Annotated in this window: 16 protein-coding genes and 1 pseudogene; 9 read left to right on the top strand and 8 right to left on the bottom strand. The window is 64.1% G+C overall.

Annotation, left to right across the window (positions count from 1 at the left end; all coding sequences use genetic code 11):
- Positions 1-647: 647 nt before the first annotated feature.
- The 4 genes from C7W88_RS06080 to C7W88_RS06065 all read right to left on the bottom strand — a co-directional run bounded on the left by C7W88_RS06080 (position 648) and on the right by C7W88_RS06065 (position 3,284).
- The gene (locus tag C7W88_RS06080) at positions 648-1,088 is read right to left on the bottom strand and encodes a biopolymer transporter ExbD (protein WP_118072879.1); all 441 of its coding nucleotides are present in this window, start codon (positions 1,086-1,088) and stop codon (positions 648-650) included.
- A gap of 45 nt (positions 1,089-1,133) precedes the next feature.
- On the bottom strand, positions 1,134-1,661 hold the full coding sequence (locus C7W88_RS06075) for a biopolymer transporter ExbD (protein WP_118072878.1): 528 nt from the start codon (positions 1,659-1,661) through the stop codon (positions 1,134-1,136).
- 124 nt (positions 1,662-1,785) lie between these two features.
- Positions 1,786-2,541 (bottom strand): MotA/TolQ/ExbB proton channel family protein, encoded by a 756-nt coding sequence (locus C7W88_RS06070; RefSeq protein ID WP_039333391.1) that lies wholly within the window; start codon positions 2,539-2,541, stop codon positions 1,786-1,788.
- 80 nt (positions 2,542-2,621) lie between these two features.
- Entirely contained in the window at positions 2,622-3,284 is a 663-nt protein-coding gene (locus C7W88_RS06065; RefSeq protein WP_039333390.1) for an energy transducer TonB, read from the bottom strand.
- A gap of 46 nt (positions 3,285-3,330) precedes the next feature.
- Between C7W88_RS06065 and C7W88_RS23535 the strand changes: the two genes are divergently transcribed.
- The 4 genes from C7W88_RS23535 (at position 3,331) to C7W88_RS06055 (ending at position 5,900) form a co-directional block, all read left to right on the top strand.
- The gene (locus C7W88_RS23535; protein WP_240344856.1) at positions 3,331-3,765 is read left to right on the top strand and encodes a hypothetical protein; all 435 of its coding nucleotides are present in this window, start codon (positions 3,331-3,333) and stop codon (positions 3,763-3,765) included.
- Complete coding sequence (locus C7W88_RS24340) at positions 3,762-3,890, top strand: hypothetical protein (protein ID WP_255418797.1); 129 nt, start codon at positions 3,762-3,764, stop codon at positions 3,888-3,890. Before C7W88_RS23535 ends, C7W88_RS24340 begins: the two co-directional genes overlap by 4 nt.
- Positions 3,875-4,510 carry a hypothetical protein gene (locus C7W88_RS06060; protein ID WP_240344855.1) on the top strand — a complete coding sequence of 212 codons (636 nt, stop codon included), beginning with the start codon at positions 3,875-3,877 and terminating at the stop codon, positions 4,508-4,510. The genes C7W88_RS24340 and C7W88_RS06060 overlap by 16 nt, the downstream gene beginning before the upstream one ends.
- Positions 4,511-4,592: 82 nt before the next feature.
- On the top strand, positions 4,593-5,900 hold the full coding sequence (locus C7W88_RS06055) for a homoserine dehydrogenase (protein WP_118072877.1): 1,308 nt from the start codon (positions 4,593-4,595) through the stop codon (positions 5,898-5,900).
- 14 nt (positions 5,901-5,914) lie between these two features.
- Here the strand turns inward: C7W88_RS06055 and C7W88_RS06050 are convergent, their stop codons facing one another.
- Positions 5,915-6,370: a hypothetical protein gene (locus C7W88_RS06050; RefSeq protein WP_118072876.1), complete on the bottom strand. Its 456-nt coding sequence runs from the start codon at positions 6,368-6,370 to the stop codon at positions 5,915-5,917.
- Between the two features lie 224 nt (positions 6,371-6,594).
- Here C7W88_RS06050 and glpX point away from each other — a divergent pair, with 224 nt between their 5' ends.
- Positions 6,595-7,587, top strand: coding sequence for a class II fructose-bisphosphatase (gene glpX / locus C7W88_RS06045; protein ID WP_118072875.1), 993 nt, complete (start codon positions 6,595-6,597; stop codon positions 7,585-7,587).
- Positions 7,588-7,647: 60 nt separating this feature from the next.
- Here glpX and C7W88_RS06040 read toward each other — a convergent pair whose 3' ends face one another.
- From C7W88_RS06040 to rpoB, 3 genes and pseudogenes are all read right to left on the bottom strand, one after another.
- Positions 7,648-9,450 carry a methyl-accepting chemotaxis protein gene (locus C7W88_RS06040; protein ID WP_118072874.1) on the bottom strand — a complete coding sequence of 601 codons (1,803 nt, stop codon included), beginning with the start codon at positions 9,448-9,450 and terminating at the stop codon, positions 7,648-7,650.
- Positions 9,451-9,630: 180 nt separating this feature from the next.
- Positions 9,631-13,913: pseudogene (gene rpoC / locus C7W88_RS06035) on the bottom strand (DNA-directed RNA polymerase subunit beta').
- A gap of 90 nt (positions 13,914-14,003) precedes the next feature.
- Entirely contained in the window at positions 14,004-18,164 is a 4,161-nt protein-coding gene (rpoB, locus tag C7W88_RS06030) for a DNA-directed RNA polymerase subunit beta (protein ID WP_118072873.1), read from the bottom strand.
- Positions 18,165-18,606: 442 nt separating this feature from the next.
- Here rpoB and C7W88_RS23095 point away from each other — a divergent pair, with 442 nt between their 5' ends.
- From C7W88_RS23095 to C7W88_RS06015, 4 genes are all read left to right on the top strand, one after another.
- Positions 18,607-19,476 carry a hypothetical protein gene (locus C7W88_RS23095; protein WP_205525260.1) on the top strand — a complete coding sequence of 290 codons (870 nt, stop codon included), beginning with the start codon at positions 18,607-18,609 and terminating at the stop codon, positions 19,474-19,476.
- A gap of 181 nt (positions 19,477-19,657) precedes the next feature.
- Positions 19,658-19,810 carry a hypothetical protein gene (locus C7W88_RS22570; protein WP_162895929.1) on the top strand — a complete coding sequence of 51 codons (153 nt, stop codon included), beginning with the start codon at positions 19,658-19,660 and terminating at the stop codon, positions 19,808-19,810.
- Between the two features lie 27 nt (positions 19,811-19,837).
- Complete coding sequence (locus C7W88_RS06020; protein WP_118072872.1) at positions 19,838-20,368, top strand: DUF2975 domain-containing protein; 531 nt, start codon at positions 19,838-19,840, stop codon at positions 20,366-20,368.
- Positions 20,368-20,589: a helix-turn-helix transcriptional regulator gene (locus C7W88_RS06015; protein ID WP_118072871.1), complete on the top strand. Its 222-nt coding sequence runs from the start codon at positions 20,368-20,370 to the stop codon at positions 20,587-20,589. Before C7W88_RS06020 ends, C7W88_RS06015 begins: the two co-directional genes overlap by 1 nt.
- Positions 20,590-20,845 lie beyond the last annotated feature (256 nt).

Raw genomic sequence — 20,845 nt, 5'->3', positions numbered from 1 at the left:
ACAACCCAGGGCTGATAGCACGGCGCCGAACCCTGAGCGACGCTGCGGATGCGGAACCCGCCTAGACTTGCGTGACAGTGTCGGCGCAAACGACAGGTTCTTTTCACGCAGCCGCTTGCCAGAAGCCAAGGCAGCCCGCGAGCCGCTGCCAAAGCTTCGTCCTTTCACATATGTCCGCCCTCAGGCTGAGCCGATCAGGGGTCCGGAACCGCCCCCGGCCATTCGCAACCGGTCCCGCGCCCCATCCCTTGCGTGCCGCAACGGCACCGCACCGGTCGCGCGATCTGTGCTTTCCCACTGGCGTTACCGTCCGCATTCGCCAGCGGATGCTTTTTTGTATCAAGCGTGGAATGGTTCACGCAGAGGAAGAAAGGGAGACGCAGAGTCTTTGGGAAGGCGCCTGCGGCGCAGCCGCCTCCAACTCTCTTCTCTCCTCCGCGTCTCCCCTTTCTTCTCCGCGTGAAACGGCAGCGATCAAACGCTTGCAAACCAGATCACGTGCTTGGCGCCCTTGCCATTGGTCCGCGCGCGTACTTCCGCCACGGGCTGTGAGTGCCCCGGCACCTACAAAGGGCGCGTCCTGCACAACGAAAAAGGGAGCGGCTCGCGCCGCTCCCTCTTGTCTTCAACCGTTCTCGGCAGAGTCCTTAGTTCGGACCCTTTTCGAAGGTGGCGAAGTTTTCGTTGCCGACGAAGCCGAACTTCGTGACCTTGGCGTCCGTGATGATCTTCATCATCCGGTTCGCGATCTCGTAGCTGGCATATTCCTCGGGCTGGAACTGCAGTTCCGGCTCGGGATTGATCCCCTTCGTCGAAGCGATGATCGAAACCAGCTGGCCTTCGCTGATCGACGTACCATTCCAGAGGATCTGGTTGGTCGCCGTCAGCACCAGCTTGTTCTTGATCGGATCGATCGTGACTTCGCTGGGGACCGTCGTCGGCTGCGGGAGATCGATGTTCACCGCGTGGGTGGCCACGGGGATGGTGATGATGAACATGATGAGGAGAACGAGCATGACGTCGATCAACGGCGTCGTGTTCATTTCCATCATCGGCGAGCCATCATCCTTGCCGCCACTCATTGCCATGGTTGGTACTCCTGTTCGCTCTCTGGGCCTGTCGAGGGTCCGGGTTTAGCCCGGATCGACCGGCGTCGAGATGAAGCCGACTTTCGGATAGCCAGCGGACTGGACGTTGTAGATCGCACCAGCGATGCACTTCCACGGCACGTTCACGTCGCCACGGATATGCACTTCGGGGATCTTCTCGGGGTCCATGTTAGCGGCGCCGCCTTCACGCTTCACGATCGCATCGAGGCGATTGAAAGCCTGCTGGTACAGCTCCTGGTTGTCCACCGGGGTGATGTTGTTGAAATAGACGCGGCACTGGCCGGTGCGCGAAGAACCCTCGTAACCGGGTTCCTTCGGGCTACGGCCTGCGGCGTCCGTCGAGACGACCGAAAGCATCAGGTTTTCGACCTTGTCCTGCGATTCCTCGCTGACAAGAATGGGGACCTTGAGCTTTTCGATCGACTGGATCGCGACGGGCACCGCGATGAGGAAGATGATCAGCAGCACCAACATCACGTCCACGAGCGGCGTGGTGTTGATGTCCGACATCGGGCGTTCTTCTCCGCCAGCGCCGCCTACAGACATTGCCATGGGTTACATCCTATCCGTTTTGAGCCGCGAGTGGGGCCGGAGCGATCCGGAGAACTGGCTCCGGCCTGTGGACTCGCGTTTCCGGAAAGGGGCCGAAGGGTGAGCCTCCGGCCCGGTTCTTTGCTTACTTCTTGACCGGAGCGGCCGGGGTGGCCGGAGCAGCCGGAAGAGCAGGCTTCACAGCGCCCTTCGAGTTGATGTTCGCCAGGATGTCGGTCGAGAAGCCCGAAAGCAGCTCGGCGATCTTCTTGTTGCGAGCCTGCAGCCAGTTGTAGGCAAGCACGGCCGGAACGGCGACGAGCAGACCCAGCGCGGTCATGATCAGAGCTTCACCGACCGGACCGGCGACCTTGTCGATCGAGGCCGAACCAGCGAGACCGATGTTGATCAGCGCGTTGTAGATGCCGACCACGGTACCGAACAGACCGATGAACGGAGCGGTTGCACCGACGGTGGCGAGGAAAGGAAGGCCGCCGGCGAGGCGAGCGTTCACGAACGCTTCCGAACGGGCGAGCGAACCGTGCAGCCAGTCATGGGCTTCCATGGCGTCGGTCATCTTGCCGTGCTGGTCTTCGGCGGCGATGCCGTCGTCGACGATCTGGCGCCATGCCGAGTTCTTCTCGAGCTTCGCAGCGCCTTCACGCAGCGAAGGAGCGCGCCAGAACGTGCCGATGTTCTTGTACTGGCCGATGATCTTGTTCTGCTCCATGAGCTTGGTGAACAGGATGTAGAACGAGCCGAACGACATGATCGCGAGGATCACGAGGGTGGCGATGCCGATCCAGTTCGGCTGACCATTCGGGAACAGGGCTTCCTTGATGCCGAAGGACTTCTGCGGCGCTGCGGCGCCAGCGGCGGCAGCAAGAGCGTAGATGAACATTGCGAGTCTTCCTCTTCAATTCAAATCAAAGTGCGTGAGTGCCGGTTGGACCAGGCTCTCGTGTCAGTTCCGCTACCGGATCAATCCTTCGGGATGACCCAGCGGATCGAGTTCGAATACGAGCCCGTGGTCGGCTGGCCTTCACCGTCGGTCGCGGGCGTGAAACGCGCGCGGCGGCGGACGTTGGCGCAGGTCGCCTCGTCAAGATCCGGGCTGCCGGAAGATCTGGTGATCTGGCAGTCCGTCACCTTGCCGTCGGTACCGACCGTGACACGGAAACCCGTGGTGCCTTCACGCTCTTCGCGAAGCGCACGCGAGGGGTAGTCGTTCGACGTCGCCCAGTTGCCGGGGTTGCCCTTGGGCGCAGCGCCCTTGGGCTGGAAACGCGGCGGGGGCGGAGCGGCAGGCGGCGCGGGAAGCGCAACCGGTGCCGGCGGAGCCGGAATCGGCGGTGCTTCATTGACCGTCTGGACCTGGGGCGCCGGCGCGTTGAAGCTGATCGGCGGCGGAGGCGCGACGATCGGCGGCGGCGGCGTGTTCTCCTTCGGAGGCGGCGGCGGCGGCGGCTCCTCCGGCGGCTTCTCTTCCTCGATGTTGACCGCCGAGGTCACCTCTTTGACCTTCTTGAACGCCTCTTGAGCCAGGCCCGTAACGAGCGCGTAGCCAACGGCGACATGAAGAATCGCAACGACGATGAGCGCGGTGATCTTGTTACCGCTCATCTGTTGGTCAGCGTATGCCATTCAGCTCCAATACTCCTGATCGCCCACCCGGGCCCGGAGCACGCGCTTGACGGCCCTGACCAAGGTGGTGCCCGCGCGCAGGATCACCGTCCTGCCCGAAGGCCAATCCAGCAAATTTCAATCCACCCTGCCGGCAACCCGGTCCGCCGACATCAAACCAGGGGGTTTGGCGGCGGCAAGCGTCGGGCTGCTTGTTTTGGATTGCCCGAACGGGCGCATCTTTAACGGCGAAGCCAAAGGCGCGCAAATGCTTTATCCGTTAACTCGTGATTCATGGTTGCACTGCCTGAAATCAGCCAGAAACGAAGCGCGGATTCCGCCGGAGACCCAATCATGCCTAGGTTTGTATCGAATGCTGTGCTCCCTGCCGTTGCCTGCGCAATGCTCTTTTCAGGATTCGCAGGCTCGTCGGCGATGGCTACGCAGCCAGCGATTCGGCCTGTTGACGGCGCTGTCACGGCAAGCACCACTCCCTCTTTGACATACGCCGACCTTGCCTCGCTGGCCGACGCTGCCGAAACGGTGCTGCGCGTCCAGGTGCGCAAGGCATCGCGCCTCAAGCCCGAACAGGCCCCGGCGTGGCGCCGGGCATGGCGCGCGTCCTGATCGAAGCCCGGACCCAGACCGTGCTGACCGGCCCCGCCATGGGCGAGACCGTGCGCTATCTTGCCGATGTTCCGCTCGATGCACGGGGCAAGGTCCCGAAGCTTTCCAAGGCCGTCATGCTGCTGTTTGCGCGGACCGTGCCCGGCCGTCCCGGAGAAATCAGCCTTGTCGATGCCGGCGCGCAGCTGCCGTGGTCGGGCGAAACCGAGATGCGGACCCGCGCGATCCTCACCGAGATGCTCTCGCCCGACGCGCCGCCGCGGATCAAGGGCGTCCGCGAAGTCCTGCATGTCCCCGGCAATCTCGTCGGCGAAGGCGAGACGCAGGTGTTCCTGCAGACCCAGCACAACGCGCCCGTGTCGCTCTCGGTCGTCCGTCGCCCGGGCATGGAGCGGACTTGGGGAGTCAGCCTGTCCGAGATCGTCGATCAGGCCGCCCGCCCCCCCGCGCGTGACACGCTGACCTGGTATCGCCTCGCCTGCAGCCTGCCCGCGCAGATGCCGCCGGGTGCAAGCCTGTCCGGCAGCGCCGCGCACGTCCGCGCGGCAGCGGAGGATTACGCCTTCGTCGTCGCCCAGCTCGGCGAGTGCAGCCGCAGCCGGCCCGCAGTGGAGCGCTGAGCAAACGCGAGGTTGCCCGCCTCGCTCATGTCTCCTAAGGCCCGCCGCGCAGAATCTGCAAGTTTCAGCGGACGGGAATGACATGAGCGAACCTTTGCGCATCGCGCTGGCCGGGCTGGGCACGGTCGGCGGCGGGGTAATCCGGTTGATCGAGGCCAATGCGGACCTCATCGCAAGGCGTGCGGGCCGCCCCATCGTCATTACCACCGTCAGCGCGCGCAATCGCCAGAAGGACCGCGGCTTCGATGTCTCGCGCTATGCCTGGGAGGACGACATGGTCATCCTCGGCGAACGGCCCGATGTCGACGTCGTGGTCGAGCTGGTTGGCGGGGCGGATGGCCCGGCACTCGCCTTGGCCCGCACCACGTTCGAGGCGGGCAAGGCACTGGTCACTGCCAACAAGGCGATGATCGCGCACCACGGCGTGGAACTTGCCACCAAGGCGGAAGCCGCCAAGGTCGCGCTCAAGTTCGAAGCGGCAGTGGCGGGCGGCATCCCGGTCATCAAGGGCCTGAAGGAAGGCGTTGCCGCCAACGAGATCGCGCGGATCTATGGCATCCTCAACGGCACCTGCAATTACATCCTCTCGACCATGGAGGATACGGGCCGCGACTTTGCCGACGTGCTCGCCGAAGCGCAGGCCAAGGGCTATGCCGAGGCCGACCCGACGTTCGACATCGACGGGATCGATGCGGCACACAAGCTCTCGATCCTCTCCTCGATCGCCTTCGGCACCGCGGTAGACTTCGCCCCGGTCGCAGCGACCGGCATTCGCCGCGTGCTGGCGGCCGATATCGCGCAGGCCGATGCGCTCGGCTACTATATCCGCCTGATCGGCATGGCCGAGACCGAGATCGACGCTGCCGGCAATCGCCGCCTGTTCCAGCGGGTCCATCCGCATCTCGTCCACCGTGATCACCCGCTTGCCCATGTCGATGGCGCGACGAATGCGGTCGTCGCAGAGGGCAACTTCGTCGGCCGCCTGCTGTTCCAGGGCGCCGGTGCCGGTGACGGTCCCACGGCCAGCGCGGTCGTGGCCGACCTTATCGACATTGCCCGTGGCGATATCGGTGCGCCGTTCTCGATCCCCGTGGCGGAGCTGGATCATGCAGCGCCCGCAGAGGTCGGCCATCGCACCGGCAAGGCCTATATCCGCTTCAACGTCGCGGATCGCCCCGGTGTTCTGGCCGAGATCACCGCGGCGATGCGCGATGCCGGCGTCTCGATCGAAAGCCTGATCCAGAAAGGCGGGGCCGACAATGCGCCGGTCATGGTCTCGATGGTCACGCACGAAGGGCCGGAAAGCGCCATCACCGAAGCGTTGCGCCTGCTCGATGGCTCGCCGGTGCTGGCCGAGCCGCCGCTGGTGCTGCACATTCTGGGTGAATGAGTGTTCCGGCGCTCTCAGGGCGCCGGGATCTCACCCTTGGCGATGCGGTCCGCGTCCGATCCGGGCGGCGGTGGCGGCAGCGCCTTGATATCGAACATGTAGATCTCGGTGGGCTTCCCGCCGAGGCCGATGCATCCGCGGCTGCAATCGCGCAGGCCCGAGACGTTCGGCGCGCGGGGCAAGCCATCGTCGGTCGACTTCGCGCCATCGGTCTCGTCACGCAGCGGCACGCGCTCACGGTCGCTGGCTTCCTTGCCGCCGCAGACGACGATCGTGCCGTCAGATCGCTGCATCGGTCGGCAACGCTGGGTCTGTGAGGTGGTCAGCAGGTTGCGCGCAACGTCTGCATCGCTGGTGGCGGCACCAGGCACGACCGGTCCCTGCTTCGCCGGAGCCGCCGCAGGCGTTTGATCCTGCGCAGACGCGGGCAATGCGCCAAAAAGAAGCGCAAGGCCTGCCAGAACTGCCACTCTCTGTCTCGACAAGACCCTTACCTCGCGTCTAGTGCCAAGGTCACACCAGCGTCATCTTTGCCACGCAATGCCCTTTGCGCGACATAGCGATGATTGCGCATACGTTTGCACAGCTTGCGTGCCGCGTCGAGCCGGGTCTGCCGGTGATATGCTGCACACGGGCTGAACCAGATTTCGAAGTACGTCCCTGTTCGTCACCACCCGACCAAGCTGGAGCCATCGTGACCGATAAGACCAACAATCCCGCCGCCTCCCAGGTTCTCGACCGCGTGCTCGTGCTCGAGATGGTCCGCGTGACCGAAGCCGCCGCCATCGGCGCATCGCGGCTGATCGGTCGCGGTGACGAGAAAGCCGCCGACGCCGCCGCTGTCGAGGCGATGCGCGCCGCCTTCAACGAACTCTACATGGACGGCACCGTGGTGATCGGCGAGGGCGAGCGCGACGAGGCGCCGATGCTCTACATTGGCGAGAAGGTCGGCGCGGCACCGGGCAAGGGTCCGAAGATCGACATCGCCCTGGACCCGCTCGAAGGCACCACCATCACTGCCAAGGATGGCCCGAACGCTCTGGCCGTCTTGGCCGTGGCCGAAGAAGGCGGCCTGCTCAACGCGCCAGACGTGTACATGGACAAGCTCGCCTGTGGCCCAGGCTATCCCGATGGCATCATCGACCTCGACAAGTCGCCGACCGAGAACGTCAAGGCCGTGGCTGCGGCCAAGGGCGTGGCACCGGGCGACATCAACGTCTGCGTGCTTGATCGCCCGCGTCACTCCGCACTGATCGAGGAACTGCGCGCGCTGGGCTGTGGCATCAAGCTCATCCCCGATGGCGACGTGGCAGGCGTTATTGCCGTGACCAACGAGGAAACCGGCGTCGACATGTACATGGGCACCGGCGGCGCCCCCGAAGGCGTGCTTGCCGCAGCCGCGCTGCGCTGCGTCGGCGGGCAGTTCAAGGGCCGCCTGCTGTTCCGCAACGAGGACGAGAAGGCCCGCGCCCGCAAGTGGGGCATCGAAGATCTGAACAAGCAGTACGATCTGGTCGAGCTGGCCAAGGGCGACTGCATCTTTGCCGCAACCGGCGTCACCGATGGCTCGCTGCTCGCAGGCGTCAAGGTCCACAAGAGCGGCGTGATGACCACCGAAAGCGTGGTGATGCGCGCCTCGTCCGGCACCGTGCGCTGGGTCAAGGGCGAGCACCGCAAGGGCCGCTGACCGCGAACCAGCAACTGACCATGAGGCCGGATGCCATGGGCGTCCGGCCTTTTTGCATTTTCAGGTCCCGAAACGCAGGATTCTGGGGGGCGGCAGGTGCTCCTGCAACGCTGAAGTGCGCCGCAAGATGTGCGGGTTGGGCGCCTCCACCGGCCTGTTTTCGACATCGCGCGTGCGGAAGGTCGCAACCAGATCGGTGAGTCGTTCAGCCTCTGAGGACAAGCTGCGGGTTGCCGCAGAGGATTCCTCCACCATCGCCGCGTTCGCCTGCGTCATCCGGTCCATCGCGGCCACTTCCACGTTGACCTGTTCGAGACTTTCCGCCTGCCGCGCCGCGGACTGCGCAATCTGCGCGACCAGCGCATCGACCGCGGCGATCTGATCGACAATCCCGGTCAGGCGTGTGCCCGTCTCCCCGACCAAGCGGACACCTTCCTCCACCTGGCTCGTGCTGTTCTCGATCAGGGTCTTGATGTTCTGGGCCGCCTCGGCAGAGCGCTGGGCCAAGGCGCGGACTTCGGTTGCGACAACGGCAAAGCCCTTGCCGGATTCGCCCGCGCGCGCCGCCTCGACGCCCGCATTCAGGGCCAGCAGGTTGGTCTGGAAGGCTATGCCATCGATGACCGAGATGATCTTGCTGATCTCCTGCGCCGAGGCTTCGATCGCGGCCATTGCGGTAATGGCCTGCTGCACCACTTCGCCGCCGCTGCTGGCCTCGCCATGGGCAGAGTTGATCGCGACATTGACGTCCTTCGCCCCCGACGCGGTTTCCCGCACGCTGCCGGTCACGCGGTGCATGGCCGATGCGGTCTGGGCGAGGCTCGATGCCTGCTGCTCGTTCCGTCGCGCCAGATCGTCGCTGGCATCCCGGATCTCGGCAATCGAGCTCATGACGCTCGCCGCGCCGACCCTGACGGTGCGCATCGCCGATGCCAGTGCATCCACCGCGATGTTGTAGTTCGTCCGCAATTCCTCGTAATCGCCGGGGAAGCGCTGCTCGATGCGATACTCGAGGTTCTGGCGCGCCATGCAGTCGAGCCCCGCCGAGAGCGCCGCGACAACCGCCTGCTGCTCCTCCTGGGCCTTGGCCCGGGCAATGCCGTTCTCCCGGAAGACGGCAATGGCGCGCGCCATCACGCCGATCTCGTCATTGCGCTCGGCCCCTGTAGCTTCGACGCGATAATCGCCGTCGGCCATGCGCTGCATGGTGTCGGCAGTCTCGACAAGCGGGGCCACCACGCGCTGGCGGATCATCCGCGCGGCCTGCAGGACGATCGCAAACACCATCAGCGCGATGCCTGCAAAGGCGACGATCAGCACCATCACGAGCCGGTTGGCGTGATCCATCAGCGAGGTGCGATAGGCCGTGGAATGCTCGACCAGTCGCTCCACTGCGTCATGCTGCTTCTGGTAGGCGGACGCCAGTTCGTCGTGGTGGACGCGGGTCATCGTCTCCAGATCGCCCGCAGCGAGTGCCGGCAGGAAGCGCTTGTCGATCGCCGCCCAGAAGGCATCGGCGGTGCCGATCGTCGCCGAGACCTCGTCGCGCAGCTCCTCAGGGATCGGGGCGGTCTGCCAATAGGCCTTGCGCTGTTCGAACAGCGTGCGCTCTTCCGCCAGTTCCGCACGCGCGCGCGCAGCATGGCCGGGATCGCTCAGCGTCCAGGTGGCGTGGAGATAGGGTTCGACGACGAACGCGGGCGGCGGCAGGATGTCGGCAAGGAGCTCGTCCTGCAGCAGGTTCTCCTTGTGGAGAGGCCCGCCGAAACGGATGTAGCTTACCGCAATGCCAACGATCACGATCGCTGCCAGTATCAGGGCGACCACAAGTTTCGCCCCGCGCGAAGTCTGCTCGCTGATCATGCCAATGTCCCTTTGGTTTGGTGGACATTGCATGGACCATCGCGGTTATGTTGCAGTTTCAGCGATATAGCGGCCTTTACTACCGTAGATGTCCCACTGAACTTGCAACCGTAAACAAAAAAGCCCCGCCGGATCGCTCCGGCGGGGCCTCTTCGACTGTTCCGACAGGTCGGCGAAGCGTTACGCCTCGTCGCCCTCGATCAGGTAATCACCGGCATCGGCGTCAGTGCCGTGGGTCTCGCCCTCGACTGCTGCCAGCGGATCGTCACCGATCGCGGCTTCCGGGCCCTGCGCCAGTTCGGCCGCATGCTCTTCGGCTGCCGTCGCCGGAGCGATCAGCGATTCCTGGAGCTTGCGGTAGGACGCACGCAACGCGGCATCGCGCGAGGAGGCGGCGACGCGCAGGCGGTTCATGCCCGCACCGGTACCGGCGGGGATGAGACGCCCGACGATCACGTTCTCCTTGAGACCGATCAGCGAGTCCTTCTTGCCTTCCACGGCCGCCTGCGTGAGCACGCGGGTGGTTTCCTGGAAGGACGCTGCCGAGATGAACGAACGCGTCTGCAGCGAGGCCTTGGTGATGCCGAGCAGCACCGGCTTGCCTTCGGCGGGCACCTGGCCTTCTTCCAGCTTGGCGTTGGTTTCGAGCATCTCCTCGAGGTCGACCTGTTCGCCCGGCAGCAGGGTGGTGTCGCCACCGTTGGTGATCTCGACCTTCTGCAGCATCTGGCGAACGATCACCTCGATGTGCTTGTCGTTGATCTTCACGCCCTGCAAGCGGTAGACTTCCTGGATTTCCGCGACGAGGTATTCGGCCAGAGCCTCGACGCCCATCACTTCCAGAATGTCGTGCGGATCGGGCGAGCCCGAGATCAGGTTGTCGCCCTTCTTGACGTAGTCACCTTCCTGCACGTCGATCACGCGGCTCTTCGGCACGAGGTACTCGACCGGTTCACCCTCCTCGGGATAATCGCGATCTTGCGCTTGGCCTTGTAGTCACGCACGAACTCGATGCGGCCGGCGATCTTGGCGATGATCGAGTTGTCCTTCGGCTTGCGGGCCTCGAACAGTTCGGCAACGCGCGGCAGACCGCCGGTGATGTCGCGGGTCTTGGCGGCTTCGCGCGAAGCACGGGCGAGGATGTCACCCGCTTCGACGCGCTGGCCGTCTTCGACCGAGAGCGTGGTGCCCGGTGCCATCAGGTAGCGTGCAGCTTCACCCGAATCATCGTCGAGCAGGGTCAGGCGAGGACGCAGGTCCTCCTTCTTGCCCCGGCCGGCGGCACGGTTTTCGGTGACGACGCGGCTCGACATGCCGGTGGCTTCGTCGGTCTGCTCGGTCAGGGTCTTGCCGTCGACAAGGTCCTGATAGCGCACGATGCCCGGCTTTTCGGTGATCACCGGCAGGGTGAACGGGTCCCACTCGGCCAGGCGATCGCCCTGCGAGATGATGGCGCCGTTCTCGTGCAGCAGGTGGGTACCGTAAGGCACGCGGTGGATCGCGCGCTCACGGCCCTCGGTGTCCATGACCACGATTTCGCCGTTGCGGGCCAGCGACAGACGACGGCCGCGCTTGTCGGTAATCGTCGGGATGTCGCGGTAGACCACGGTACCATCCGAGATCGCTTCGAGGTGCGACTGCTCGTTGACCTGCGCCGCGCCACCGATGTGGAAGGTACGCATGGTCAGCTGGGTGCCCGGCTCACCGATCGACTGCGCGGCGATGACGCCGACAGCTTCACCGATGTTGACCGGCGTACCACGGGCAAGGTCACGGCCATAGCACGTGCCGCAGACGCCCTGCTGGGCTTCGCAGACCAGCGGCGAGCGGATCTTGGCCGACTGCACGCCAGCGGCCTCGATGCGGGCAATCGCGGCTTCGTCGAGCAGTTCGCCCTTCTGCGCGATCACTTCGCCCGACTTCGCCTCGATCAGGTCTTCGGCAAGGGTACGGCCGAGGATGCGCTCGCCCAGCGAGGCAATCGTCGAACCGCCCTGGACGATCGCGCGCATTTCCAGCGCACGTTCGGTGCCGCAGTCTTCCTCGATCACGACGCAGTCCTGCGACACGTCGACCAGACGACGGGTCAGGTAACCCGAGTTCGCGGTCTTCAGCGCGGTGTCCGCGAGGCCCTTACGAGCACCGTGGGTCGAGTTGAAGTATTCAAGAACGGTCAGACCTTCCTTGAAGTTCGAGATGATCGGGGTTTCGATGATCTCGCCCGAAGGCTTGGCCATCAGGCCGCGCATGCCCGCAAGCTGCTTCATCTGCGCCGGGGAGCCACGAGCGCCCGAGTGCGACATCATGTAGATCGCGTTGATCGGCTTCTGACGGCCGGTCGCCTCGTCAACAGGCGAGCTCTTCAGCTCTTCCATCATGGCGTTGGCCACCTGGTCGCCGCAGCGGCTCCAGGCGTCGATCACCTTGTTGTACTTTTCCTGCTGGGTGATCAGGCCGTCCTGGTACTGCTGCTCGTAGTCGGCCACCAGTTCCTTGGTCTCGGCAACCAGCGCATCCTTGCTGTCGGGGATGATCATGTCATCCTTGCCGAACGAGATGCCCGCCTTGAACGCGTTGCGGAAGCCCAGCGCCATGATGGCGTCGGCGAACAGCACCGTGTCCTTCTGGCCGGTGTGGCGATAGACCTGGTCGATCACGTCGCCGATTTCCTTCTTGGTGAGAAGGCGGTTGACGATCTCGAACGGAACCTTGTGGCTCTTGGGCAAGCATTCGCCGATCAGCATGCGGCCCGGCGTCGTTTCGAAACGCTTGAGGTACTGCTTGCCGTTCTCGTCGGTCTGCGGAACGCGGGCGATGATCTTCGAGTGCAGCGTGACGGCCTTGGCCTCCAGCGCCTGGTGCACTTCGGCCATGTCGGCCAGCATCATGCCTTCGCCCGGCTCGCCGGCGCGGTCCATCGACAGATAGTAAATGCCGAGAACCATGTCCTGCGAAGGCACGATGATCGGCTTGCCATTGGCGGGCGAGAGGATGTTGTTGGTCGACATCATCAGCACGCGTGCTTCGAGCTGGGCTTCCAGCGAGAGCGGCACGTGGACGGCCATCTGGTCACCGTCGAAGTCGGCGTTGAAGGCCGAGCAGACGAGCGGGTGCAGCTGGATCGCCTTGCCTTCGATCAGGACCGGCTCGAACGCCTGGATGCCGAGACGGTGCAGCGTAGGCGCACGGTTCAGCATGACCGGGTGTTCACGGATCACCTCGTCAAGGATGTCCCAGACTTCCTTGCGTTCCTTCTCGACCCACTTCTTGGCCTGCTTCAGGGTCATCGACAGACCCTTGGCATCAAGACGCGCGTAGATGAACGGCTTGAACAGTTCGAGCGCCATCTTCTTGGGCAGGCCGCACTGGTGCAGCTTGAGTTCCGGCCCGGTCACGATGACCGAACGGCCCGAATAGTCGACGCGCTTGCCGAGCAGGTTCTGGCGGAAGCGGCCCTGCTTGCCCTTGAGCATGTCGGACAGCGACTTCAGCGGACGCTTGTTGGCGCCGGTGATGACGCGGCCACGGCGGCCGTTGTCGAACAGCGCGTCAACGGCTTCCTGCAGCATGCGCTTTTCGTTGCGGACGATGATGTCCGGCGCGCGCAATTCGATCAGGCGCTTGAGGCGGTTGTTGCGGTTGATGACGCGACGGTAGAGGTCGTTGAGGTCCGAAGTCGCGAAGCGGCCACCGTCGAGCGGCACCAGCGGGCGCAGTTCGGGCGGGATGACCGGCACGACGTCGAGGATCATCCATTCGGGGCGATTGCCAGAATCGATGAACGATTCCACGACCTTGAGGCGCTTGATGATCTTCTTGGGCTTGAGCTCGGACTTGGTCGTCCGCAGCTCTTCCAGCAGATCGTCGCGCTCCTGCTCGAGATCGAGGTTCATCAGCATGTGCTTGACGGCCTCGGCGCCGATGCCGGCCGAGAAGGCGTCTTCGCCGTACTCGTCCTGCGCGTCGAGCAGCTCGTCCTCGGTCAGCGTCTGGTACTTCTCGAGCGGGGTCAGGCCCGGCTCGGTGACCACGTAGCTTTCGAAGTAGAGAATGCGCTCAAGGATCTTGAGCTGCATGTCGAGCAGCAGGCCGATGCGCGAGGGCAACGACTTGAGGAACCAGATGTGCGCGACCGGCGCGGCCAGTTCGATGTGGCCCATGCGCTCGCGGCGCACCTTGGTGACGGTGACTTCGACGCCGCACTTTTCGCAGACGACGCCCTTGTACTTCATGCGCTTGTACTTGCCGCACAGGCACTCGTAGTCCTTCACGGGGCCGAAGATGCGCGCGCAGAACAGGCCGTCACGCTCGGGCTTGAACGTGCGGTAGTTGATGGTTTCCGGCTTCTTGATCTCGCCGAAGGACCAGCTGCGGATGCGCTCGGGGCTCGCCAGACCGATCTGGATCTGGTCGAAGGTCTCGGGCTTGGCGAGCTGGTTGGTGAATTTGGTCAGGTCGTTCATTTGGTGCCGTTCCCTTGCCTCAATGTGAGGCGTTGGACGTGAATTTCGGTGCGAAGGGATGGGCGGCGGCAGGACCGCCGCCCGTATTCCTTACTCCGCCGCCTGCGCAAGGCCGTCGTCATCCGTGTCGTCGAGCGACGACAGTTCGACGTTGAGGCCCAGCGAGCGCATTTCCTTGACGAGCACGTTGAAGCTTTCGGGAATGCCGGCCTCGAAGGTGTCGTCGCCCTTGACGATCGCTTCGTAGACCTTGGTGCGGCCGACCACGTCGTCCGACTTCACCGTGAGCATTTCCTGCAGCGTGTAGGCCGCGCCGTAGGCCTGGAGAGCCCAGACCTCCATTTCGCCGAAGCGCTGGCCACCGAACTGCGCCTTGCCGCCCAGCGGCTGCTGGGTGACGAGCGAATACGGCCCGATCGAACGTGCGTGGATCTTGTCGTCGACGAGGTGGTGCAGCTTGAGCACGTACTTCATGCCCACCGTCACCTTGCGGTCGAAGGCATCGCCGGTGCGACCGTCGAACAGCGTGACCTGACCGGATTCATCCAGCCCTGCCAGACGCAGCATGTCGGTCACGTCCTTCTCGACCGCGCCGTCGAACACCGGCGAGCCCATCGGCACGCCGTTGCGAACAGCTTGGGCGAACTCGATGATCTGGGCGTCGTCACGGGCGTCGATGTCGCCCGCATAGTTGTCGCCGTAGATCTCCTTGAGCAGCTCGCGCACCGCTTCCGGCGGCTGGCCGGCTTCGGGGTTCGGGTTGGCCTCGCGCCATGCGTCGAGAGCCGCGCCGATGCGCTTGCCAAGGCCGCGGGCGGCCCAGCCAAGGTGCGTTTCGAAGATCTGCCCGACGTTCATGCGCGAAGGCACGCCCAGCGGGTTAAGCACGAAGTCGACCGGCGTACCGTCCTCGAGGAACGGCATGTCTTCCTGCGGCAGGATGCGGGAGATGATGCCCTTGTTGCCGTGACGGCCGGCCATCTTGTCGCCCGGCTGCAGCTTGCGCTTCACCGCGACGAAGACCTTGACCATCTTGAGCACGCCGGGGGCGAGTTCGTCACCACGCTCAAGCTTTTCCTTGCGGTCCTCGAACTTCTCCTGGATCGCCTTCACCGCGGTGTCGTACTGCGCCTTGACCGCTTCCAGCTGCTGCTGGCGTGCATCGTCGGCGACGGCGAACTTCCACCATTCGTGACGCTCGACATCGGCGAGAACCTGCTCGTCGATCGTTTCGCCCTTCTTGATGCCCTTGGGCGCCGCAGCCGAAACCTGGCCGAGCAGCATTTCGCGCAGGCGGTTGAAGGTGGCGCGGTTGAGGATCGCGCGCTCGTCCTCGCGGTCCTTGGCGAGGCGTTCGATTTCCTCGTTCTGGATGGCGCGGGTACGGTCGTCGATCTCGATGCCGTGACGGTTGAAGACGCGAACGTCGACAATGGTCCCGGCAACGCCCGGCGGCAGGCGGAGCGAAGTGTCGCGCACGTCGCTGGCCTTCTCACCGAAGATCGCGCGGAGCAGCTTCTCTTCCGGGGTCATCGGCGATTCACCCTTCGGGGTGATCTTGCCGACAAGGATGTCGCCCGGGTGCACTTCGGCACCGATGTAGACGATGCCCGCCTCGTCGAGGTTGCGCAGGGCTTCCTCGCCGACGTTCGGGATGTCGCGGGTGATGTCCTCGGGCCCGAGCTTGGTGTCGCGGGCCATGACTTCGAATTCCTCGATGTGGATCGAGGTGAAGACGTCTTCCTTGACGATACGCTCGCTGATCAGGATCGAGTCTTCGTAGTTGTAGCCGTTCCAGGGCATGAACGCGACGAGCACGTTGCGGCCCAGCGCCAGCTCACCGAACTCGGTCGACGGACCGTCGGCGATGATGTCGCCCTTCTCGATCAGGTCACCCACCTTCACCAGCGGACGCTGGTTGATGCAGGTCGACTGGTTCGAGCGTTCGAACTTCTGCAGGCGGTAGATGTCGACGCCGGACTGGCCGGGTTCGATATCGCCCGAGGCGCGGATCACGATACGGGTAGCGTCGACCTGGTCGACCACGCCCGAGCGCAGGGCCGAGATCGCGGCGCCCGAATCGCGGGCCACGGTCTCTTCCATGCCGGTGCCGACGTAAGGCGCATCGGCCTTGATCAGCGGCACGGCCTGGCGCTGCATGTTCGAGCCCATGAGCGCGCGGTTGGCGTCGTCGTTTTCCAGGAACGGAATGAGCGAGGCGGCAACCGAGACGAGCTGCTTGGGGCTGACGTCCATCAGCGTGATCTGATCACGCGGGCTCATCACGAATTCGCCGTTCTGGCGAGCCGAGACGAGTTCCTCGACGAACGAACCGTCAGCCGTCAGCTCGGCCGAAGCCTGCGCCACGGTGTGCTTCTGCTCTTCCATCGCCGAGAGGTAGATGACGTCCTTGGTCACCTTGCCGTCGATGACCTTGCGGTACGGGGTTTCGATGAAGCCGTACTTGTTGACGCGCGCGAAGGTCGACAGCGAGTTGATCAGACCGATGTTCGGGCCTTCCGGCGTTTCGATCGGGCAGATGCGGCCATAGTGCGTCGGGTGAACGTCGCGGACTTCGAAGCCGGCGCGCTCGCGGGTCAGACCGCCCGGCCCAAGTGCCGAAACGCGGCGCTTGTGGGTGACTTCCGAAAGCGGGTTGGTCTGGTCCATGAACTGCGAGAGCTGCGACGAACCGAAGAACTCGCGCACGGCAGCAACGGCCGGCTTGGCGTTGATCAGGTCGTTCGGCATGACCGTCGACACGTCAACCGACGACATGCGCTCCTTCACGGCGCGCTCCATGCGCAGCAGGCCGACGCGGTACTGGTTTTCCAGCAGCTCGCCCACCGAACGCACGCGACGGTTGCCAAGGTTGTCGATGTCGTCGACTTCGCCCTTGCCGTCCTTGAGGTTCACCAGTTCCTTGACCACGGCGAGGATATCGTCGGTGCGCAGGGTGGTGACGCTGTCGTCGCACTCGAGCCCGAGGCGCATGTTGAGCTTGACGCGACCCACGGCCGAGAGGTCATAGCGGTCGGCATCGAAGAACAGGCCGTCGAACAGCGCTTCGGCGGTTTCGCGCGTCGGCGGTTCGCCAGGACGCATGACGCGGTAGATATCGGCCAGGGCGTGGTCACGATCCGGAGCCTTGTCGGCCTTCAGGGTGTTGCGGATCCAGGGACCGGTCGAGACGTGGTCGATGTCAAGCAGCTCGAGCGTGTCGATGCCGGCCTTGTCGAGCAGGTCGAGGTTTTCCGGGCTGACTTCGTCACCGGCTTCGATCCAGATGCGACCGGTCGCTTCGTCGATAAGGTCACGCGCGGCGTAGCGGCCGAAGATTTCCTCGGTCGGGATCAGCAGCTCTTCAAGACCGTCCTTCGCGGCCTTGTTGGCAGCGCGTGGGCTGATCTTCTGGCCTGCCGGGAAGATCACTTCGCCCGACTTGCCGTCGACGATGTCGAACATCGGCTTCGCACCGCGCCACTGTTCGAGCACGAAGGGCACCTTCCAGCCACCTTCGGCACGCGCCCACTGGACGGTGTCGTAGAAGTGGTGGAGGATCTGTTCGTCATCGAGGCCGAGCGCGTGTAGCAGCGCGGTGACCGGCAGCTTGCGCTTGCGGTCGATACGGACGTTGACGATGTCCTTGGCGTCGAATTCGAAGTCGAGCCACGAACCGCGATAGGGGATCACGCGGGCAGCGAAGAGGTACTTGCCCGAGGAGTGGGTCTTGCCGCGGTCATGGTCGAACAGCACGCCAGGCGAACGGTGCATCTGCGACACGATCACGCGCTCGGTGCCGTTGATGAAGAACGTCCCGTTCTCGGTCATGAGCGGGATGTCGCCCATGTAGACGTCCTGCTCCTTGATATCGATGAGCGACTTGGTCTCGGTCTCGGCATCGACCTCGAAGGTCGCGAGCTTGAGCGTCACCTTCATCGGCGCAGCATAGGTGATGCCGCGCTGGCGGCATTCGTTCACGTCGTACTTCGGAGCTTCGAGGACGTAGCCGTCACGCTCCTTGATATCGAGGCTGGCGGTGCCGGCGAAATCCTGGATCGGGAAGACCGAACGCAGCGTCTTTTCGAGGCCCGAAACGTAGCCAACCGACGGATCGGAGCGGAGGAACTGCTCATACGATTCGCGCTGAACCTCGATCAGGTTCGGCATCTGCACGACTTCGTGGATGTCCCCGAAGATCTTGCGGATGCGCTTCTTCACACCGGGGCGACTGGCTGTCTTGGAAACCATAAAGGTTGCGAGCCTCTTCTCAACAAATGGCCGGAAAACCGGCGGAAATTCTGCCACGCGCAAGGATGGCGCCACCAAACAGCGAAAGGCCGCACAGCGCACGGCGATCCGTTCAACGGAAGCCATGGCCCGCAGCCTTTTGCGTCAGATGGATTGCCCTGCACTTCCTTCCCGAGCCACCCCTGCGCATGGGACGGCCTTGCTCGAAGCGCTGGACAGGGGCGGCATATAGGCAATGCCGCAGGACAAGTCAAAGGGCGCATTGGGCAGGCGGCGCGCCGACGTGCGGCATCTTCAAGTAATTCAGCGCAATGATGAACACCGGTTCAGAAACTGTGAAACATTGTTGCGGCGCGCCAAAGTGACGACGGCTCACTGGCAATAAGCGCTCGCTTCGTCGCCAATTTGGAACCTATTGCACAGGTCGTCGCGTTTTCTCGTCATGACCAAGATCAACGCCATATCGCCCCGCAGCACCATGGCGATTTCAGCCATGCTGCTGCTTTCTGCCGGAACTGCTCATGCGCAGGAGGTTACGATCCCTGTAACTGATGCGCCAGTGGCAGCGGCACCCGTCGTGACTCCCGCACCCGTCACACCGACCATCGTGATCCCGACCACGACGCCGGAGCCGGTTGCAGCGCCCGCGACCACGGCCGCAACGACGCCGGTGGCGACGCCGACGGCGCAGCCCCGACCGGCAGCGCGACCGGCGCCGCGAGCACCCGTGCGTGAGTCGGCGCCTGCACGTTCGACAGCGGCCGCAGCGGAGACTACGCCGGTGCCGGCAATCGCGCCCGTCCCGGCCGTTGCACCTGCGCCTGTTGAAGAGCCGGCAGCAGCCGCCCCCGTTGCAGCAAACGTCGCCACTGAAAGTGCAGCACCGGACTGGGCCCTGCCGATTGGCGCCGCAGCAACCCTGCTCGTGCTCGGTGGCGTGGGCCTTGCCGTCAGCCGCCGCCGTCGCGTCTATGAAGAAGACGTGGATTTCGTGCCGCCGGTCACCACCCGTCCGAGCCTGAGGCCGCAGCCCGAGCGCCGCATCGCGCCGCCGATGCCGCCTGAGCGACCCTCGGCCCCGACATACGCCATGTCGGCTGCCAACACGCGCACCGCGAGCGAACGCGAAGCCCTGATCGAGCGCATCGTTGCGTCTCCGCCCGACGATGCCAACCCGTTCCTGTCACGCAAGGCCCGTCGCCGCCGCGCGCGGATCATGGTGCAATCGATGGCCGCCCGCAGCGACGTGCCCACGACAACACGTGGCGAGCAGGTCCTGCCCGAGGTTAGCACGGACTACGCGCAGGCCTGAACCCGTCGCCAACCCATCACCGACAAACGAGGCCTCGTCCGCCGGACGGGGCCTTTTTGCATGGGAAAGCGTTACCCTAAGCAAAACGATAAGGGGATTATCGTTTTTCGATATTATTGATTGACGATAAGGCGAATCGGCCTTATTGAATTTCGATATCGACCATATCGGAGAACGATCAATGCCCCGCCACCTTCCCCAGACCGCCGCCGCGATCCTCTCGCTGCTGCTGGCCGCCACGCTGTGGCTGCCGACGGTGGATGCAGGCGCGGCTCCGCTCGCGCTCGTCGATGGTCCGGTCATGGCGACCTATCAGCTTCCACTCGCCGCCTGACCGCTCATTCAACAGGAGGGAAACACGATGTCCACGCTCCGTACCGACCCACTGCTCGGATTGGCCAAGGCTTTGCTCACATTCATGCTGGTCGTCATTGTCATCGGCATGGTGGGCCTGGGAATAGGATTCGCCGCGACGGTGGGCCTGCATGGGATGGTTGCCGAAAAGCTCGCGAAGGCTGGTGCCGCAGAATCGACCTATTGGCTGATCCTGCTGATGTTCCCGCTGCTTGCCGCGATGCTGGCCTCGATGCATCGGTTCGTCGAAAAGCTCCGTGCCATCGTCATAACGGTCGAGGACGGCGATCCGTTCACCCCCGACAACGCCGAGCGTCTGCGCACGATGGCCTGGCTGTCGGTCATCATCCAGCTGCTTTCCATACCCGTCGGGATCGTCGGCGTGATGCTTGAAAAGGCCAGCGCGGATGCAGCGTCGATAAGTGTCGATGCCGATTTCTCGATCAACGGCCTGCTGCTTGCCCTCGTCCTGTTCATCCTCGCCCGGGTGTTCCGCACCGGCGCCAAGATGCGCGAAGATCTGGAAGGGACCGTGTGATGCCGATCAACGTGAAACTTGACGACCTGCTCCACGCCCGCCGCATGACGCTGACGGAACTTGCCGAACGCATCGACCTGACGCTCGCCAACGTCTCGATCCTCAAGACCGGCAAGGCCAAGGCGATCCGCTTCTCGACGCTCGAAGCGATCTGCCGGGAACTCGATTGCCAGCCCGGCGACGTCCTCGGCTATGAACCGGACGAGGCCGAAACCGTGTAAAGCTTGACTTCGAGACCCGAATCCGCCAGAGGCCCGCCCGACCGGTGGGCCTCTTTTGGTTTCGCCGATCATCCGTCCGAGACAGTTGGTGTGCAGGATCTGCCTGCACTTAATCTCCAGCCTAGACGGGGAAAAGAGTTTCAAGGCCCATCGCTCCAGCAGGATCGTGGCGCCCCTCGCGTCTTTTACGGCGCATCTCCTTCCCTTGTCACGGACTCGCCGGTGGTCTTCGGGCCACCGACAAACGTAGCCGACT

It is taken from the genome of Novosphingobium sp. THN1, from assembly GCF_003454795.1.
Classification (GTDB): domain Bacteria; phylum Pseudomonadota; class Alphaproteobacteria; order Sphingomonadales; family Sphingomonadaceae; genus Novosphingobium.
The sequence above is the reverse complement of the archived record's forward strand: the minus strand, read 5'-3'. Positions and strand labels throughout refer to the sequence as shown.

Excerpts from the sequence above, each read along its gene's own strand:
- C7W88_RS06070 (WP_039333391.1), bottom strand. The coding sequence starts at position 2,541 with ATGTTCATCTACGCTCTTGCTGCCGCCGCTGGCGCCGCAGCGCCGCAG.
- C7W88_RS06065 (WP_039333390.1), bottom strand. The coding sequence starts at position 3,284 with ATGGCATACGCTGACCAACAGATGAGCGGTAACAAGATCACCGCGCTC.
- C7W88_RS06080 (WP_118072879.1), bottom strand. The coding sequence starts at position 1,088 with ATGGCAATGAGTGGCGGCAAGGATGATGGCTCGCCGATGATGGAAATG.
- C7W88_RS06060 (WP_240344855.1), top strand. The coding sequence starts at position 3,875 with ATGGCGCGCGTCCTGATCGAAGCCCGGACCCAGACCGTGCTGACCGGC.
- C7W88_RS06015 (WP_118072871.1), top strand. The coding sequence starts at position 20,368 with ATGCCGATCAACGTGAAACTTGACGACCTGCTCCACGCCCGCCGCATG.
- rpoB (WP_118072873.1), bottom strand. The coding sequence starts at position 18,164 with ATGGTTTCCAAGACAGCCAGTCGCCCCGGTGTGAAGAAGCGCATCCGC.
- C7W88_RS06040 (WP_118072874.1), bottom strand. The coding sequence starts at position 9,450 with ATGATCAGCGAGCAGACTTCGCGCGGGGCGAAACTTGTGGTCGCCCTG.
- C7W88_RS06075 (WP_118072878.1), bottom strand. The coding sequence starts at position 1,661 with ATGGCAATGTCTGTAGGCGGCGCTGGCGGAGAAGAACGCCCGATGTCG.
- C7W88_RS23095 (WP_205525260.1), top strand. The coding sequence starts at position 18,607 with ATGACCAAGATCAACGCCATATCGCCCCGCAGCACCATGGCGATTTCA.
- C7W88_RS06055 (WP_118072877.1), top strand. The coding sequence starts at position 4,593 with ATGAGCGAACCTTTGCGCATCGCGCTGGCCGGGCTGGGCACGGTCGGC.
- C7W88_RS22570 (WP_162895929.1), top strand. The coding sequence starts at position 19,658 with ATGCCCCGCCACCTTCCCCAGACCGCCGCCGCGATCCTCTCGCTGCTG.
- C7W88_RS06020 (WP_118072872.1), top strand. The coding sequence starts at position 19,838 with ATGTCCACGCTCCGTACCGACCCACTGCTCGGATTGGCCAAGGCTTTG.